Here is a 15,275-nt window from a genome sequence, read left to right on the forward strand (position 1 = left end):
GGAGTTGCCAGTCGCAACTCCCTGTTGGTTAATCGTTTATTTGGTTATTTCGGTTCAATTAAACCGTACTTGCCATCGTGACGGCGATATACCACATTCACATCGTTTGTTTCGCTGTTTTGGAAGACAAAGAAGTTATGGCCCAGCATATCCATTTGCATGACTGCTTCTTCTGCATCCATCGGCTTCAAGTTAAAGCGCTTTGTGCGAACGATGTCGATATCGACATCTTCCTCTTCTGCCAGTGTTGCCGCTGCTTCGGCATCTGGCACCCAAACTCTGCTGTTTGCCACGAGACGCAGCTTACGGCCCAGTTTGGTTTTATGCTTGCGGATTTGGCGTTCCAGCTTCTCCACAACAAAATCGATGGCAGCATACATATCAGCATCCGTTTCCTCGGCGCGAATGATAACGCCGGTCATCGGCATGGTGACCTCGATGGTGCCTTCTCCTCGGAGGACGTGCATGGTTACATTTACCTCGATGTTATCGCTAGTGTCGAAATAGCGGTCAAGACGGCCGACTTTCTTTTCGACGTAATCACGAAGTGCGTCAGTAACCTGAATGTTTTCACCACGAATATTGAAGTTCATGGGATCAAACCTCCTTCCGTCTATGGTATATGTATTCGGCAGACGGAGGAAAAATCCTGCTTGGTTCTGTTTTTTTTAGCGAAAATTCTTGTGGATTTTATACCAATTCAGTGAGTTCATCCCTCTTTGTGTGTTTCATACAAAAGCCCCCCGGCGATTGTGCCGGAGGGCTTTTTATCAGTCGAGTAAGCGGTTACACTTAGCGCTTCAAAACGTTGGACGCCTGTGGACCGCGGTCCCCTTCAACGATGTCGAATTCAACAGCTTGTCCTTCATCAAGAGATTTGAAACCTTCTGCTTTAATGGCCGAGAAATGCACGAATACATCGCCGCCATCTTCACGTTCAATGAAACCGTAACCCTTTTCAGCGTTAAACCATTTCACTTTCCCTAGCATGCAATACATTCCTTTCTGTTTACAAACTTGTGTGAGACGAGATGTCCGTCTCATGAGACGAATATATCACTAGCCTCGCGCCCAAGTCAAATGACAAGATCAGCGCTTGGAAGCCTTGATTTTCAAGGATTATACGGTATTTTGTCGATTCCCGGATACCGCCAACCTTGGCTCGACATAAGTCGGGCGCTTGTCGAAAAGCACCCGACCTGTCGACATGATTCGACACTATTGCTGCTGGAAATAACGATCGTAAATCTTTTGCAACGTGCCATTGGTTTTTATCGTATGCAAACCTTGATTGATCTTTTTCACCAACGCAAGGTTTCCCTTTTTCACCATGATGCCGTAGCTTTCCTTTGGAAAAGCTTCGTCTTTGATCAGCTTAAACTTTTTATCTTTGATTTTGGTCGCATAATAAATAATACCGCCGTTATCACCAATTACTGCATCGAGCCGCCCACTTAAAAAGTCATTGACGGCGGATGGCATTTCCTTGTAGCTCTTGATGCCTGCATAAGAGTAGCCAAACGCTTTTTTCGCGATATCTTCACCCGTTGTCATCGCTTGTACGCCTATCTGTTTGCCCTGCAAATCAGCAAGCTTGCTAATGGGAGAATCCTCTGCCACCAGAATCAACTGGTTTAAATCAAAATATGGATCGGAAAAATCAAAGGCTTCCCTTCTCTTGTCCGTAATGGAAATGGCGGACATACCGATATCCACCTTCCCCGCATCCAAATCAGCGATTAACGGGGGCCATCCGGTATTTTTCCATTCCACCTGAAATCCGGCTGCTTTCGCGACCTCATTCATTACATCGATGTCAAATCCGGCAAAACGGTCGCCCTCAGCGGATTCAAATGGTGGATAAGCCGCGTCCGTCCCCACCACATAAACCTTTTCGGATACATTGCCAGATTGGGGAGAACACCCGCTTACACAGCTTGCCAGTAACAATCCCAGAACTACTGCCAGGGGAAGGAGAGAACATCTCTTTTTTCCGGTCATTGTATTGCCCCCTAAAACACTCTCTTCGTTCTCCCACATTTTGCCCACATTTCGGCGTATTGATGAACTGAGATTGTCGAACCAACTCGCATTGTGTAAAACTTATGTAAAGTTTCCCCAAGATGTCCACATATCCGGGTCGCTATTTTTGCCTTCTCCACAGAGTTGTCCACATTATCCACAGATAGTTGTGCACAAGCTAGGCATCACTCCTTTGGGTAACTGAATTTTTTCATTATTATTTTATTAGAAAAGTCGAAATATTTCACTCTTCTTTTTCAGGGAGAATAACGATTTCGACACGGCGATTTTCTGCCTGCTGCTCCTGTGTCAGATTGGGCGTAAGCGGGTGCTGCTCCCCCCATCCAGCAATGACAAAACGGGTCGGGGGCAATGTATATGTATCGACCATTTCCCGCATGACCGAAAGCGCCCGGGCCGAGGATAACTCCCAGTTTGTCCGATACGTGCTGTGGACAATCGGCGTATTATCGGAATATCCCTCGATGCGCAGAAGGTTCGGGAACTTTTGCAAAATGGAAGCGATCGCGCCCACCGCTTTTTTGCCATCCTCCTCGAGATCAGCAGAGCCACTTTTGAACAAAACTTTTTCCGGCAATCGGATCACAAGGCCTGCATCCGTCTCCGCGAAATCGATATTGAACTCGTGGAGTGCCCCAGACAGCTGGGTTTTCATCGTCTCCATGCTCTTCTCATGGTGCTCGACTTCTGTCTTGACCGGCTTCGTTGTCGCCGCCAGCTGGTCACGCGAGGCTTGCAGAGCCGTAATCTCTTGCTCCAGCTTTTTCTTTTTTGCTTCGAAAATGCCGATTTCGTTCGACATGTCTTTTGCCTGCTGTTCCTGTTTGTCCTGCGCTTGCTTAACCTGCTCCATCTTTTCTTTCATTTGGACCGACGATACCGCTGCAATCACCACCACAATGACAAAAAGCAACGTAATCAAGTCACTGTAGCTGAGGAGCCAGCTTTTCTCCAGCTCCTTTTCGTCGTACAGACGGTCATCCTGCATAGCTTTGCTCCTGCCTTTCAATCGTTCCTTTACTGCTGCCAGGCTCTTTCACCAGCACCAGCTTCTGGTCAGACGGCAGGAAGGAATTCAGCTTTTCAAACAGGACGCGCGGAATCTCCCTGCGCTGTAAACCTATGCACCCCTCAATGTACAACCGTTTCTCAAACATCTCGCGGTCGTAAATATCCATCAACCGATAGTAGCACGGAAGCGCGAACATATTAGCCAATAAGGCACCGTACAGCGTAGCTACGACGGCCGAGCTTAGGCTATAGCCCGTGTGGGAAAAGTCGGACAGCGTCTTGAGCACCCCTGTCATCCCCAGCAGCGTCCCGACAAGCCCCATCCCCGGGGCCAGCAAGGCGACAAGGCGGAAGAATCCACCCATCTGCTGATAGCGGTACTGCTCCCCTTTCAGCTCGTTCTCGAGGATCAAGCGCAACTCATCCTCCGGCACCCCTTCGATGGCCAGCAAGCTACCGCGGCGGACAAAGGAATTTTCCTCTTTCTCCAGCTCATGCTCTAGTTCTATGTGACCCTGTTCTTTTTGGACCAGCGCATAATAATAGAAGCGTTTGATAGTCAGTTCCAGGTTGGTTTCCTTTCCGTGGATCAGCAAACGGGTCAGCGGTTTGATTTGCAAATGCTTTCGCTTGATCGCGTAGGAAATGACAACCGAGAGCAGAACCAGCTCAATCGCTGTTACGTTGAACAAGTCTTTTATGCTGCCGTTGAGGTATACCGCGTGGATCAAAATGAGCGCCACGATCGCGATTAGAAGCAGCGAGCGGCGTTTGGTTGAAAACTTCATCGTGTGGTTCACCATCCGAATCATTCGAAAATACAGACCCCTCAATTATAGCAGAGGCCTGTCCGATACTAGTATTGTAAGACTTTGACAATGGGGGAAGGAGCAACCGATATGGACGTAAGTGTGATTGACAGCCCGCTGTTTCAACTTCGCCAAACAATGGGGATCAACCTGTTGAAGACACAGCAGGCAACGCAGGTCGCACAGGCGACTGCTATGATCCAGGACATGGCGAATGCTACAGCCGGTGTAGCGGCGAGTGCAGCTGCACCTCACCCCACGCTGGGAAGCAAACTGGACATTAGCATTTAGACGTTTGTTGAACAGAGGAAAAACGGTCGAGTGTTCGACCGTTTTTTCGCGTTTGGGCCTATGGCTAGCGAGCAGTGCTGTTTTGGGATGACTAGTTTTTTTTATCAAAAAAGTAACTGTATCCTAAATCATCGTATAATCCATGATCACTTGCATCAGCGTATTGTCTTCTGGCCATCTTACTTCGCTCTATACGTGATAAATGATCGCGTACAACTTTCTTTTCTCTTTCAATCAAAACTTTCACATTATCATCCATCTCGATTACCTTGCCAACTAAAAGGTGTAGATCTGCCGGTACCGAATGTCCCTGATCTGCTAAGTCTTTCAGATTTTCAATGACCTTTTGCCGCTCGTCAAGGATTTCCACCCAGCTATCAGGTTCCTCCGGGCTCATGATCACCCGTTCTTTTAAAAGCTCAGAAAGTCTTACCAAACGATGTATCTGCTCATTTATCATATCGTGCTCCATTGTTTCCACGATCTCACTGGGCTTGCTTGGCCAGAGCCATTGCTTCCCTCCACGTATCCCGGAATTGAGTGAGAAAATCCTCCACCTCGTCGAGAATGGAAACGTCCTTTTTAATGTTCGCCTCGATCAAGCGACGATTTAAATAATCATACAAAGGAAGGAAATTTTCTGAGAGCGGGTTAGACATGTCCAGCGTAATAATCAATTCAGAAATGATATCTTGTACACGAACATTACTCTGGTGAGCCTTTGTAAAATCATTTTCTTGCAAGGCCATTTTTGTTTGTTTAATAAAACGTATAGCCCCGTTGTAAAGCATGAGCGTCAGTTCCGCAGGTGTAGCTGTATTCACTTGGTTTAACTGATACTTTTCCGCAGCTGTTTGCATATTATCATCGCTCTCCTATCATTTTGAGGAAGAACCGCCACCAAATTGCTGTAACAGATAATTTCCTTGTTGATTAATCTTATCGAGTGCAGTCTCCATCGCTGAGAAACGCTTGTAATAGCGATCTTCAATATCAGAAAGCCGTGACTCCCATTGCTTAATATCTTTTGAATATTTATCAATATTTTTACCCATCACGCTTTTATCAGTCAATGAGGCCGCGCTACCCGCTTTATCCGTGATTTTGGTCATTGCTTTATTTAATTGATCATAAAGACGAACAGCAATTCCACTTTCCTTATAATTTGTATCGGGATCTGCGGAGACACCTTTCTTCGTGAAAATCTCCATGACCTTGTCGCCTTTTTCCCTGATAGCCTCACGCAAGTCATCTTCATTGATGTACAGTTTTCCGTTCTCGGTATATGTACCCGTTGTAATACCAATTTCGCTCAAGTTGTCCGCTTTAGGGTCAGAAGCTCCGGCTACGTTATTCGCTAAAGCAAGTCGAAGGTCTCCGAGAGCTCCACTTAGCATGGAATCACGTTGTAGCAACCCTGTCTTCGCAATCGTTTCCCATTTTTCAATCTGTGTGTCTGACAGGCTTTCCTTCTGATCGTCAGTTAGTGGTTGATAGTCTTTGTTATGTGATTCTTGCAGTTTTGTGTTAATCTTGCCGATAACCTCATTGTACTTATCGACGAAGCCCTTAATCGCATTGAATACAGCATCTTCATCCGTTTTCAAACTAATTTTTGCTGAGACGGGGTATGTTGCTGATTTCTTTAAGGAAATCTCAATTCCATCAAATTTGAAGGTGCTGCTGTTCACTGGGTAAGAAAGACCATTGATCTTTACTTCACCAGGAACGACATTCGACGACTGCTTGGCAGTACCCGCAGGAAAAGTATTCTGCGCGCCATTAACAATTCCTTGTGTAATATTCAACTTGTTTGAACCCGACACATCGCTGATTGAAACCTTAGCATCGCTGCCAGCGGTCAGGGTGGTAAAAGTAATGCTCTTTCCATCTTCCATATACGATGCAGATACTCCTGTCTTCGCTGAAACACTATTAATTTTACTAATAATGTTGCTAATCGAATCAGTTGCTGCAACATCGATTTTGACATCATTCAATTTGAACGAAAATGCCTGATTCAATTCTGTCGAATCATCTGCGACGGAAGCATCAGCCTTAAATTTAACAAGAGCTGGCTGAGCATCGACGGGAGCCGAAATTACATCAATCGTATAGGATGACAAACTCGGTTGTCCCATTTGTTTTACGGTCGCTACGTTTTCGTTATCTGATGTTAACACCTTTTTTTGAAACGTTCCTTGCAGTTTCATGTTCATTGAAGTATTCCTCAAATCCATAAGCAAGGAATTCATTTCTCGATAGTCATCACGCTTCCACTCTTCCATCTGCTTTTTTTGCTTCAGCTTATCAAGTGGAACTTTTTCGGTTTTCATCAGGCTTTTTACAGTTGCATCTGTATCCATTCCTGATACTAACCCACTCATTCTCATTGTATTAGACATCCGTTGATCCTCCTAGATTTTTCGATCGACCAAAAGTCCAACCATGTGTTGCATCTCCGCAAAAATATCCAAAATTTTCTTGGATGGTATTTCACGAATGATTTCCTCGGTCTGATTATCAACAACTTGTACATAATACTCGTTCAGTTTGTCATGCAATTTAAAGCTTAGATGGGTTCCGTTGTTGTCCATCCACTTATTTAAGCTGTCTACTGCCTTGTTAAGCTCTTCTTCTGATTGTTCTTGTTGGGCTGAAGGTGAAACGTACGGAATTTTACCAGTTGAACCGGATCCCGGAAGATTTACACCAACACTTTCTGCTCGCTCAGTAGATGAAACAGACGCTCTGCCGATCTGATTTACGGACTGTACATTCACTGCAAGTGCCCCCCTGACATTTATACCGATATTATATATTTCGGATAATGTTGGGTGATCTTTTACATAAAAAACCTTGGTAACTCTATCGCTATCAGAGTTTTTATTCCTAGAAAATGCGAACAACTAGATAAAAAAAGACCATGCATCGAATGTACACGGTCTTCAAAAGGAATAGATACTTAATTTTTAATGAGTATCGACATATATGCCAATGTTTTATAGTTGTTTTTCTCCAGCAAATCAAAGGCATGCCCCAAAAATATCTTGCTATGCTCGACCGTTTTTGCAAAGGATTGAATCAGTTTAATAACCAAATCAAGATTAAAACCTTCTTTATAGTGCCCTGCCATCCCGATCAAATTCATTTTAATAAGCGCATAATGAAGAACCATTACCACAAATTCATCATATACGGACTCATACTTGCTCATCGGAAACATATTTTTAAATACGTAATTGACCAAGTAGTTTTCCAAAACGTATTCATGCTGGCTCATAACCGGTAAATAGTGATTTTCATATGCAGCATGATAACGTTCGGCAATCTCTTCTATTTTATCTTCTAAAGTATATTCAATTCCATGTAGGAAAGCGGCAAAACAATCAAAGTATCGCTGATTATTGATACCTGCAAAAAAGCGTTCATCGGCCAGTTCCTTTAGCAGTTCCATTTGAATTGCATAGTTCACCGGAATATCTGTAAGATTATCACGAATCGATCCTTCGTTGATTAGGTTGGTATATGAAGCGATTAAAGCGGGCAGCTCGTCGCTCCTCCCGGTTTTTACGTATTCATCTGCTTTATGGAAAAACATTCCCAACATAATCAATCGATCTGCAAGTGGATAATCACGGTTTTGCAGCACTTGAATGGTAAAAATGCGAAGCTCCCAAAAATAGTGCTCGATCTTGTTCTTCATAAGCTTTTTGTTCGTATTGATAATATTGGTAAACATGAGTCGATCGCCAAATTCTTCTTCCACTTCGTTGAATTCAATGCCATCAGGATTAAGCAGAGCAAGTCGTGCAACTTCAGGACATGACATTGTTGCTGACTGTTCGAAAACACCGTTTACCTCATTTGCGATACGCGGGTAAGTCGCACATATATTTGAAAGGTAACTCTCTCCCAGCTCTTGTTGTACTTTGCAAAGCTTTTCTTCAGTAAGCAGAGGGCATACACCGTCCTGCCCTAGCACAATCTTGGCGTAGGTAGAGTCGTTCGGATTCGAACGATTTCGTTTCACATGTTTATCAAGTATGAGCTTTAGCTCAGGATTTTCAATTTTTTTATAATTCCTATAGGTATTCTTGTCAACGTTAACACGCCAGCCCACACAGCACGTATCCTCACAGGCGGATCCAATACAGGCGAATTGACTCATATACTGCGGTATGAGAGCAAGCCGTTTTTTCGTCACATATAACACTTCCACTTCTATCGATTAAGGTTAATTATTGCGCTTCTCTTCCTATTATCGTAAAAATAAGACTATCCCTTTAGTGATAATTATTTCACATTCTTGTTTAAGTGATAATGAATGGCTTCAGCGTTTGCTCAAGCTCATTCTTCCAGGCAGGATATTCCGTAAGCAGACGGGTTTGCAAGAGAAAAATTACCTGTGAGTTATCGTTCTGCTCGTATGCTTTTACAAGCGACGCATAGACTTCTCTCATTGCATCCAACTGCTCTTCTAACTGATTCTCAGGAAGGATCGTTTGTAGCAGATAATAAGATTGCTCCAATTGTGAAAAGGCATCAAGAATATCTTGAAAGAGCCCGATCGTCTCCTCCAAGAAAACATCTGCCAGTCTGTTATGAAGATGGATAATCGCTTCTAAGCACGTATCTGCAAGTGCTATCATTTGCCTCATCATATCCAGATATTTATCCATTTGGTACCCTGCTTTCATTAAAAGTGATTATGAAAAAAGAGACCTTAGGAAACCTAAGGTCTCTCCTTGTGTCAAGAAGATTAACGGAGCAATTGAAGAACCCCTTGTGGTTGTTGGTTTGCTTGTGCCAACATTGCCTGAGCTGCTTGAGAAAGGATGTTGTTCTTTTGGAACTCCATCATTTCTTTCGCCATATCTACATCACGGATACGGGATTCAGAAGCAGTCAAGTTCTCAGAAGATGTTCCAAGGTTGTTGATTGTGTGTTCCAGACGATTTTGGTATGCACCCAGTTTGGAACGCTCAGCAGAAACTGACTCAATCGCATTATTGATAACGCTGATAGCCGATTGTGCACCTTTTGCGGTAGATACATCGACGTCTTGGATACGAAGAGCTTTGGTACCCATATCGTTGATGTCAACTGCAAGAGTTTGTCCTTGGTTTGCACCAATTTGCATAGACAAGGAATTGTCGGAAGAAGCGTCTTGTGCTTTTTGAGTCTCAGTGAAGCCACCGAACATCTTGTTAAAGCTTGCTACCGCAGTTGTGTCGGTAGAAGATTTTTGTGCGTTAAAATTCAGGTTGGAAATATCCTTGTCCTGACCATTAGCACCTTTTACAACAAATTTGCCGTTAGATGCATCAAGTGCAACTGTAGCACCTTTGAAAGCGTCCAGATTTCGCATAGCGTTCATGATATCACTTACGCTAGAATTATCCTTCACTGTGATTGACGCAGAGAAGGCATTACCATTTTGTGTACCGCTGATATTGATCACATTGCCAGCAGTAAGACCAAGTTTGTTACCATCTACATCAGTCAAATCGGTCAATTTGGTGTTAGTATCAAGTGTGTTGTGAATAGCATCAGTTCCCGCTTTAGAAGTGTTAGACACAGATGCGCTCACACTTGCAGTCAGGTTACCACCAAACAATTTAGATGCACCAGTTTCCGTAGCGCCTCCATCAAATACTTTTAGTGCTGCACCACGTGTATTAGCAGTTAATACCAGGTTTTGTTCACCAGCATCAATCGCTTTTCTGCTAACAGTAACTGCATTTTCACCGAAGGCAAGATCCAATTGGTGTTGGATGCCTTTCATGATGGCATCTGCAGAAGACTTTTTACCTGTCAAGGTGCTATCTGCATTGATTCCTGCTTCATTAGCAAGATTTAGTGTAACTGTTTTATTTCCAAGAGTAACGCTAAATTTCTGATCAGTGGCTGTAGTTGCCAAGTCAACACCAGTTTTAATGTCGACCCCAGAACCAGCTGCTGGAGCAATTTGGCTAGCAAATCCACTGTATCCAAGAGCCCCTAATGCACTTTGGGCTTTTACTGTAGGATCAGTTACTTGTACATTTGAGTTAGTTCCAGTAGAAGTAGAGACGAACTCAACCTTACCACTATTATCAGCAGCAAGCTGAGCCTTTACCTTTCCAACTAAATCCTTATCTGCATTAATTTGGTTATTCACTTCTGTAACCAAATCAGCTTGAGTTGCATAGTTTCCTGCAGTCAAGGTGATTGTTTTTGCTGCTCCACCATCAACACTGATGCTTAACTGATCGTTAGCATCTTTTGCAATATTGGTTCCAGCTTTAACTGTGCTAACAGCATCAGTACCAGATGCAGTAACGTTGGCCGCTTGAGTTACAGCAGCTGCAGTAATTGCACCTCCAAATAATGCTGTATGACCTGTGTTCGCACCGTTTGCAGAAACTGCAAAGTTAACGGAACCCGCGTTGTTTGTTAATACAATGTGACCATTGGTATCATCACCAACTGTGATAGCACCTTTCCCGATTTTATTGTCCAATGCACTTTGCAATGCATCTTTAACTTGTTGGAAAGTATACGTGCTACCAACTGCCAATTTTGTGGCATTGCTTGCATCATTTGTCAAATCCACAGCAATGGCCGAACCAGCATTACCATTACCAATTTGGATATTGAAGTTAACGTTAGCACCAGCAGCTGCGACAGTCAAACCGGAGGACAAGTCAGCAGTACCGGAAATAGTTGTTTCTTTTGATGCAAATCCCATTGCAGCAAGAGCAGATTGATTTGCAGTGCCAGGCGCTTGAATTGCTACAGCGATTGTTGCGCTGCTACCAACAGCAGATGTTGTAACTTGGAGATGACCATCGGAGGTCAAGGAGAACGCTGCATTGTTGAATTGATTGTTAGCTTCCGTTCCTAAAGTTGATTTTACTGCAGCATTCAATGCATCAACAAATTCTGATTTGCTATATCCGCTCGCAGAACTAGGAGCAATTGTAACAGCAACGGCAGCGTTACCGTTAATTTGAATTTTAAACGCATCATTGACGCCTGTTTGAATGATAGTCTTGTCTGCCAGTGCTGCACCTGAAGTTTGTGTTGCGCCAGTCCCTGTTGCACCTGTTACAGCCGTACTTACAGCCATTGCTGTACCTGCTTTTATAGTACCGCTGGTTCCTGCAGTATCAGCAACAGCAAACTTGTTGGAAGTTTCGATAGAACCTTGAGCAGTTTTCGCAGTACTCAAGCTACCATTCAGCAACTTCTTGCTGTTGAACTCAGTAGTGCTGGCAATACGGTCAACCTCAGATTTCAGCTGGCTAACCTCTTTTTGCAACTCAGCACGGTCGGTGTCAGTGGAGGTGCTGTTGGCTGCTTGTACAGACAATTCACGCATACGTTGCAGGATGGAGTGAGTTTCGTTCAATGCACCCTCAGCTGTTTGAATCAAAGAGATCGAATCTTGCGCGTTGCGGCTTGCTTGATCCAAACCACGGATTTGACCACGCATTTTTTCAGAGATTGCGAGACCAGCTGCGTCATCACCTGCACGGTTGATGCGGAGGCCGGAAGACAGCTTCTCCAGGGATTTACCTGTAGCGCTGGTGTTGGACGTCATCTGACGGTATGTATTCAGAGACGCGATATTGTGGTTAATACGCATGTAAAATTCCTCCTTGAATTCGTTTGATTCCCCACATCCTTGTGGCGGAAAACATCGTTGAGCTCATGTCACACAATCGCGCGCTTGGCCACATGAGTCTCACATTTACTATATCGGTAAAGTTCATTCTTCCATTTAGTGCAAATTATTATTTTTTGCTTTTTTTGTCGTATTCCGCTGCTTCTTTCGACAACATTTGTGTGAGCATCGTCAAATTCCCTTTCGACTGGGAGGCAAGACGATTTTCTTCCAGAATCTCTATGAAAATTTCCTTGCGATGAACCTGAATGTCGCGTGGGGCTACAATCCCGATCCTTACGGTGTCACCATCGACACTAATCACTTTGATTTCTATATTGTCGCCGATCATGATGGACTCATTCTTTTTACGTGATAGCACAAGCATTGGTGGTTGCTCCTATCCGTTTTTGACTTGAACGCTTTGGGGAAACAATGGTTGCTTGATCTTGTATTGATTCAACACGATTTGCAACCCCTTTCCATTACGGCTGTTAATAACGATGGGCGCTTGCATGTTCACTGTGGATTTCTTCCAGTCATCATGCAACACGACGATATTGTAGATGACCACTTCATCAGGTTCTTTGATCTCGAGTTGGTTAACAAAGCTTGTCGGAATTTCAAAATCATAATCAGGGAACAGCTGAAAAGGACGGACCACGATGAAATGAAGGGATGATGTAACAGACTGCATGACGGTAAACAAGGAATCATCCATAGGCAGGAACACAAATTGTTTTTCGTTTTCAAATCCGGGTATTCCGTGCTGAAACGTTACGACCTTTTCCCGATCAATACTGATTTCACCAAATAAAGGTGTTTGTACTAGCATGCTTCCGCCTCCACCCATCTACGCAAAAATATTAACGAGCAAACCTTTGATTTCGCCAACCAGATCAAGGATGCTTAATCCTCTGCTTTCTTTTTTAAGCACCTCATCCGTAATCGCAAGGAGCTTCTTGTCTACTTCTGTAATGATTTTATAGATTTTGGTTCTGCCACGTCGATTAAATCCTCGCCGCTCTTCCAAGGCAACCCCATATTTGACGACGTCGTTCATCAGCTCCTTGACTAGCTGTTTATACCGACGCAAATCTTCAACGGTACGAGATTCAGCGAGAATTTTGCCCTGGTCATCAATTTCTTTCAACAGTTTTTGAAACTTTTCCTCGTTGATTTTTTCGCGCCCTTTTGCCATTACTTCCTGAAAGCTTATGCTCTCAAGGGGTTTATCCTTTGGAGTGAACTTTTCCAATCCCGCTTTACCGATTTTATTAACTTCCATGTTGGGTGCACCCCTCCGAATTCTAGGTAAAAAGAAGAAAAGCCCCTGCTGAGTAAGGGCTTATCCTGTTATCATCCATGCTTACAGCATACCATTACGCTCATCCGCTTTCTATTGCAGCAATTGCAAAACGCCTTGCGGGAGCTGGTTGGCCTGTGCGAGCATCGCTGTGGCGGCCTGGTTGATGATATTGTTCTTCGTAAAGTTGGTCATCTCAAGTGCCATATCTGAATCGCGGATACGGGATTCGGCCGCGGTCAGGTTTTCTTCGGAAACACTGAGGTTGCTGACCGTATATTCCAGCCGATTTTGATAGGCACCCAGCTTGGCACGCACCTGGGATACGTACGAAACCGCTTCGTCAAAGATTTCAATGGCACCTGCGGCCGATTTCGGGTCGGTCACGTCAAGTGCATACTCCGTGTTGTTGCTGCTTTGACCATCTCCTACGACCTTCTCAGCGGTCAGCTTGGCCGTATACTTGCCACTGCGCGACGTAATCGTAGCGCCTGACGTAATTCCTGTGATGTTCAAGACCTGCGAGCGGACCGTCGGGATGTCTACGAGTAGCTGCTGCCCTGTATTTGCGCCAATCTGCATAGAGAGACCGGATTGCTTGGAAGGCTCGAATGTTGTCGTGAAGTCATTTCCGGTCACTCCCGGCGTTTTAGCCGAAATCAGCAGATCGCTGCCTGCCTCGGAAGCTTTAAATGTGTAATCAGTAAAGAGTGTAGACGCGAATGCTGCAATATCCAGTGTAATGTCGGATGTTTCTTTGTAAGCCGAGCCGTTGTAAATATCAATCAGCGAGTCTACACCGAGCGCAGTTTGCGCTGCAAGCGGAGTCGCATATTTGGTATCACTGCTGTCCCAGAAGCCGATTTTCTTCGTCACGCCTGTCGGGTCCTTGAGCGTAAGCACGTCGTCCTGGTGGGGAGTTGCCGAAATAATGATCGAACGACTCGCGGACTTGGCAGAAGCGGACGTAATGCCACCCGACAATGTGATCGATCCGCCAGTATAAAAATTCGGGTCCAACGCTGTCGCTGTATTCGGTGTCATGGTAATTTGTCCGAATCCCGCACCCTTTAACGCATCATTAATCGCCTTCTCGATGTCCGCATTCGTCGGTTGAGCGGCAGCGGTACCATTCGACCAGTTGCCCGCCAACCGTACTGTGCGTCCTGTTACGGTTGCTGTCACTTTTTCAGCCCCGCCCGCAAGCTGGAACGGTCCTGTATTGGCCAAATCAGCCAGATTCAGCGCAGGCGCTCCTGACAATTTTACGCCTTCACCCGTCAGGCCAGCGGCTGTGAGCTTGGCTGAGATCGCCGTTTCAATGTCTGTTTGCAACGTAGGTGCCCCGCCATTAAAGTCTGCCGTCACTGTGATCTTGTTCCCGGATATAACCGCATCGGTAGGTGTGAATCCAGCGCCACCGTCAACAAACGAGATTTCGTACCCTTCCAGCGCTTTTCCATACTTATTGGACGTAATGGTTAAGGTATTGCCGCTTCCGTTAATATTGCTGACTGATACGCTCGCCTGCTTAGCTGCAGCAGCTGTATTGTCAGGGTCGATCACAATTGTATAGCCATTCAGTTCCGAGCTTTTGTCTACCGATTTCACAGACAGTGTGCTTCCACCTGCGGTCAGAGTCCCCGCTGCTTCGGCACCGGCGATTCCATTCGTTCCACCTGTCAATTTACCGGTATTAGTGATCGTATTGATTGTCGCCGCGCCGTTTAACAGTCTTTTCGTATTGAACTCAAGCGTATTGCCAACACGGTTGATCTCTGTGGAGAGCGCGTTGATTTCGTCTTGGATCGATTGCGAGTCGGATGTCGTATTAGTTCCGTTGGCTGCTTGTACAGCTAGCTCACGCATCCGCTGCAAAATCGAGTGCACCGTATCGAGTGCGCCCTCTGCAGTCTGGATCAGCGACACCCCGTCCATGGAGTTGCGTTCAGCCATTGCCAGCCCGCGAATCTGCGTGCGCATCTTTTCGGATACAGCCAAACCAGCCGCATCATCCGAGGCACGATTGATGCGCATGCCTGACGAGAGGCGCTCCAGGCTTTTTGACACGTTGTTCTGATTTTGCGAAAGCTGACGATACGTATTTAAAGCAGCGATATTATGGTTAATCCTCATCTTTTGATAAACCTCCTTCGCGATCGTG

16 protein-coding genes and 2 pseudogenes are annotated in these 15,275 nt (G+C 45.0%); 1 reads left to right on the forward strand and 17 read right to left on the reverse strand.

The genetic code is table 11. The annotated features are described in order from the left end of the window. Positions 1–44: 44 nt before the first annotated feature. From hpf to EDM56_RS00365, 5 genes are all read right to left on the reverse strand, one after another. Complete coding sequence (hpf, locus tag EDM56_RS00345) at positions 45–593, reverse strand: ribosome hibernation-promoting factor, HPF/YfiA family (RefSeq protein ID WP_122915891.1); 549 nt, start codon at positions 591–593, stop codon at positions 45–47. A 199-nt stretch (positions 594–792) separates the two neighbouring features. Then, on the reverse strand, positions 793–990 hold the full coding sequence (locus EDM56_RS00350; protein WP_122915892.1) for a cold shock domain-containing protein: 198 nt from the start codon (positions 988–990) through the stop codon (positions 793–795). Between the two features lie 228 nt (positions 991–1,218). Next, positions 1,219–2,040 carry a basic amino acid ABC transporter substrate-binding protein gene (locus EDM56_RS00355; protein WP_342772358.1) on the reverse strand — a complete coding sequence of 274 codons (822 nt, stop codon included), beginning with the start codon at positions 2,038–2,040 and terminating at the stop codon, positions 1,219–1,221. A 226-nt stretch (positions 2,041–2,266) separates the two neighbouring features. Then, entirely contained in the window at positions 2,267–3,031 is a 765-nt protein-coding gene (locus EDM56_RS00360) for an OmpA/MotB family protein (RefSeq protein WP_122915894.1), read from the reverse strand. Continuing rightward, positions 3,021–3,866, reverse strand: coding sequence for a motility protein A (locus tag EDM56_RS00365; protein WP_246009207.1), 846 nt, complete (start codon positions 3,864–3,866; stop codon positions 3,021–3,023). The genes EDM56_RS00360 and EDM56_RS00365 overlap by 11 nt, the downstream gene beginning before the upstream one ends. Before the next feature lie 87 nt (positions 3,867–3,953). On the opposite strand from EDM56_RS00365, the gene EDM56_RS00370 reads away from it, so the two are divergent. Continuing rightward, complete coding sequence (locus tag EDM56_RS00370; RefSeq protein WP_122915895.1) at positions 3,954–4,154, forward strand: polyribonucleotide nucleotidyltransferase; 201 nt, start codon at positions 3,954–3,956, stop codon at positions 4,152–4,154. 91 nt (positions 4,155–4,245) lie between these two features. Here EDM56_RS00370 and EDM56_RS00375 read toward each other — a convergent pair whose 3' ends face one another. The 12 genes and pseudogenes from EDM56_RS00375 to EDM56_RS32015 form a co-directional block, all read right to left on the reverse strand. Continuing rightward, positions 4,246–4,614, reverse strand: coding sequence for a hypothetical protein (locus EDM56_RS00375; RefSeq protein ID WP_122915896.1), 369 nt, complete (start codon positions 4,612–4,614; stop codon positions 4,246–4,248). Between the two features lie 25 nt (positions 4,615–4,639). Beyond that, positions 4,640–5,014 (reverse strand): flagellar export chaperone FliS, encoded by a 375-nt coding sequence (gene fliS / locus EDM56_RS00380; protein WP_122915897.1) that lies wholly within the window; start codon positions 5,012–5,014, stop codon positions 4,640–4,642. Positions 5,015–5,032: 18 nt separating this feature from the next. Further along, the gene (gene fliD / locus EDM56_RS00385) at positions 5,033–6,559 is read right to left on the reverse strand and encodes a flagellar filament capping protein FliD (protein ID WP_122915898.1); all 1,527 of its coding nucleotides are present in this window, start codon (positions 6,557–6,559) and stop codon (positions 5,033–5,035) included. Positions 6,560–6,571: 12 nt separating this feature from the next. Beyond that, positions 6,572–6,937, reverse strand: coding sequence for a flagellar protein FlaG (gene flaG, locus EDM56_RS00390; protein ID WP_122915899.1), 366 nt, complete (start codon positions 6,935–6,937; stop codon positions 6,572–6,574). Between the two features lie 182 nt (positions 6,938–7,119). Further along, positions 7,120–8,361 carry a flagellin lysine-N-methylase gene (gene fliB, locus EDM56_RS00395; RefSeq protein ID WP_246009208.1) on the reverse strand — a complete coding sequence of 414 codons (1,242 nt, stop codon included), beginning with the start codon at positions 8,359–8,361 and terminating at the stop codon, positions 7,120–7,122. A gap of 106 nt (positions 8,362–8,467) precedes the next feature. Further along, positions 8,468–8,836, reverse strand: coding sequence for a DUF8042 domain-containing protein (locus tag EDM56_RS00400; RefSeq protein WP_122915900.1), 369 nt, complete (start codon positions 8,834–8,836; stop codon positions 8,468–8,470). 80 nt (positions 8,837–8,916) lie between these two features. Then, a pseudogene (locus EDM56_RS32180) lies at positions 8,917–9,192 on the reverse strand (flagellin); the annotation flags it as partial. 2,238 nt (positions 9,193–11,430) lie between these two features. Next, positions 11,431–11,787: pseudogene (locus EDM56_RS32185) on the reverse strand (flagellin N-terminal helical domain-containing protein); the annotation flags it as partial. 148 nt (positions 11,788–11,935) lie between these two features. Next, the gene (gene csrA, locus EDM56_RS00415) at positions 11,936–12,193 is read right to left on the reverse strand and encodes a carbon storage regulator CsrA (protein WP_122915901.1); all 258 of its coding nucleotides are present in this window, start codon (positions 12,191–12,193) and stop codon (positions 11,936–11,938) included. A gap of 12 nt (positions 12,194–12,205) precedes the next feature. Further along, a complete protein-coding gene (gene fliW, locus EDM56_RS00420) occupies positions 12,206–12,640 on the reverse strand; it encodes a flagellar assembly protein FliW (RefSeq protein WP_183192233.1) in 435 nt (144 codons plus the stop codon). An 18-nt stretch (positions 12,641–12,658) separates the two neighbouring features. After that, positions 12,659–13,093, reverse strand: coding sequence for a YaaR family protein (locus tag EDM56_RS00425; protein ID WP_122915903.1), 435 nt, complete (start codon positions 13,091–13,093; stop codon positions 12,659–12,661). A 111-nt stretch (positions 13,094–13,204) separates the two neighbouring features. Then, a complete protein-coding gene (locus EDM56_RS32015) occupies positions 13,205–15,247 on the reverse strand; it encodes a flagellin N-terminal helical domain-containing protein (protein ID WP_122915904.1) in 2,043 nt (680 codons plus the stop codon). Positions 15,248–15,275: the final 28 nt, after the last annotated feature.

The organism is Brevibacillus fluminis (assembly GCF_003710825.1).
Taxonomy (GTDB): Bacteria; Bacillota; Bacilli; order Brevibacillales; family Brevibacillaceae; genus Brevibacillus_D; species Brevibacillus_D fluminis.

What these genes read in the sequence shown, in the direction of transcription:
- hpf (WP_122915891.1), bottom strand. Translation starts at nt 593, where the DNA reads ATGAACTTCAATATTCGTGGTGAAAACATTCAGGTTACTGACGCACTT.
- EDM56_RS00350 (WP_122915892.1), bottom strand. Translation starts at nt 990, where the DNA reads ATGCTAGGGAAAGTGAAATGGTTTAACGCTGAAAAGGGTTACGGTTTC.
- EDM56_RS00355 (WP_342772358.1), bottom strand. Translation starts at nt 2,040, where the DNA reads ATGTGGGAGAACGAAGAGAGTGTTTTAGGGGGCAATACAATGACCGGA.
- EDM56_RS00360 (WP_122915894.1), bottom strand. Translation starts at nt 3,031, where the DNA reads ATGCAGGATGACCGTCTGTACGACGAAAAGGAGCTGGAGAAAAGCTGG.
- EDM56_RS00365 (WP_246009207.1), bottom strand. Translation starts at nt 3,866, where the DNA reads ATGATTCGGATGGTGAACCACACGATGAAGTTTTCAACCAAACGCCGC.
- EDM56_RS00370 (WP_122915895.1), top strand. Translation starts at nt 3,954, where the DNA reads ATGGACGTAAGTGTGATTGACAGCCCGCTGTTTCAACTTCGCCAAACA.
- EDM56_RS00375 (WP_122915896.1), bottom strand. Translation starts at nt 4,614, where the DNA reads ATGATAAATGAGCAGATACATCGTTTGGTAAGACTTTCTGAGCTTTTA.
- fliS (WP_122915897.1), bottom strand. Translation starts at nt 5,014, where the DNA reads ATGCAAACAGCTGCGGAAAAGTATCAGTTAAACCAAGTGAATACAGCT.
- fliD (WP_122915898.1), bottom strand. Translation starts at nt 6,559, where the DNA reads ATGTCTAATACAATGAGAATGAGTGGGTTAGTATCAGGAATGGATACA.
- EDM56_RS00400 (WP_122915900.1), bottom strand. Translation starts at nt 8,836, where the DNA reads ATGGATAAATATCTGGATATGATGAGGCAAATGATAGCACTTGCAGAT.
- csrA (WP_122915901.1), bottom strand. Translation starts at nt 12,193, where the DNA reads ATGCTTGTGCTATCACGTAAAAAGAATGAGTCCATCATGATCGGCGAC.
- fliW (WP_183192233.1), bottom strand. Translation starts at nt 12,640, where the DNA reads ATGCTAGTACAAACACCTTTATTTGGTGAAATCAGTATTGATCGGGAA.
- EDM56_RS00425 (WP_122915903.1), bottom strand. Translation starts at nt 13,093, where the DNA reads ATGGAAGTTAATAAAATCGGTAAAGCGGGATTGGAAAAGTTCACTCCA.
- EDM56_RS32015 (WP_122915904.1), bottom strand. Translation starts at nt 15,247, where the DNA reads ATGAGGATTAACCATAATATCGCTGCTTTAAATACGTATCGTCAGCTT.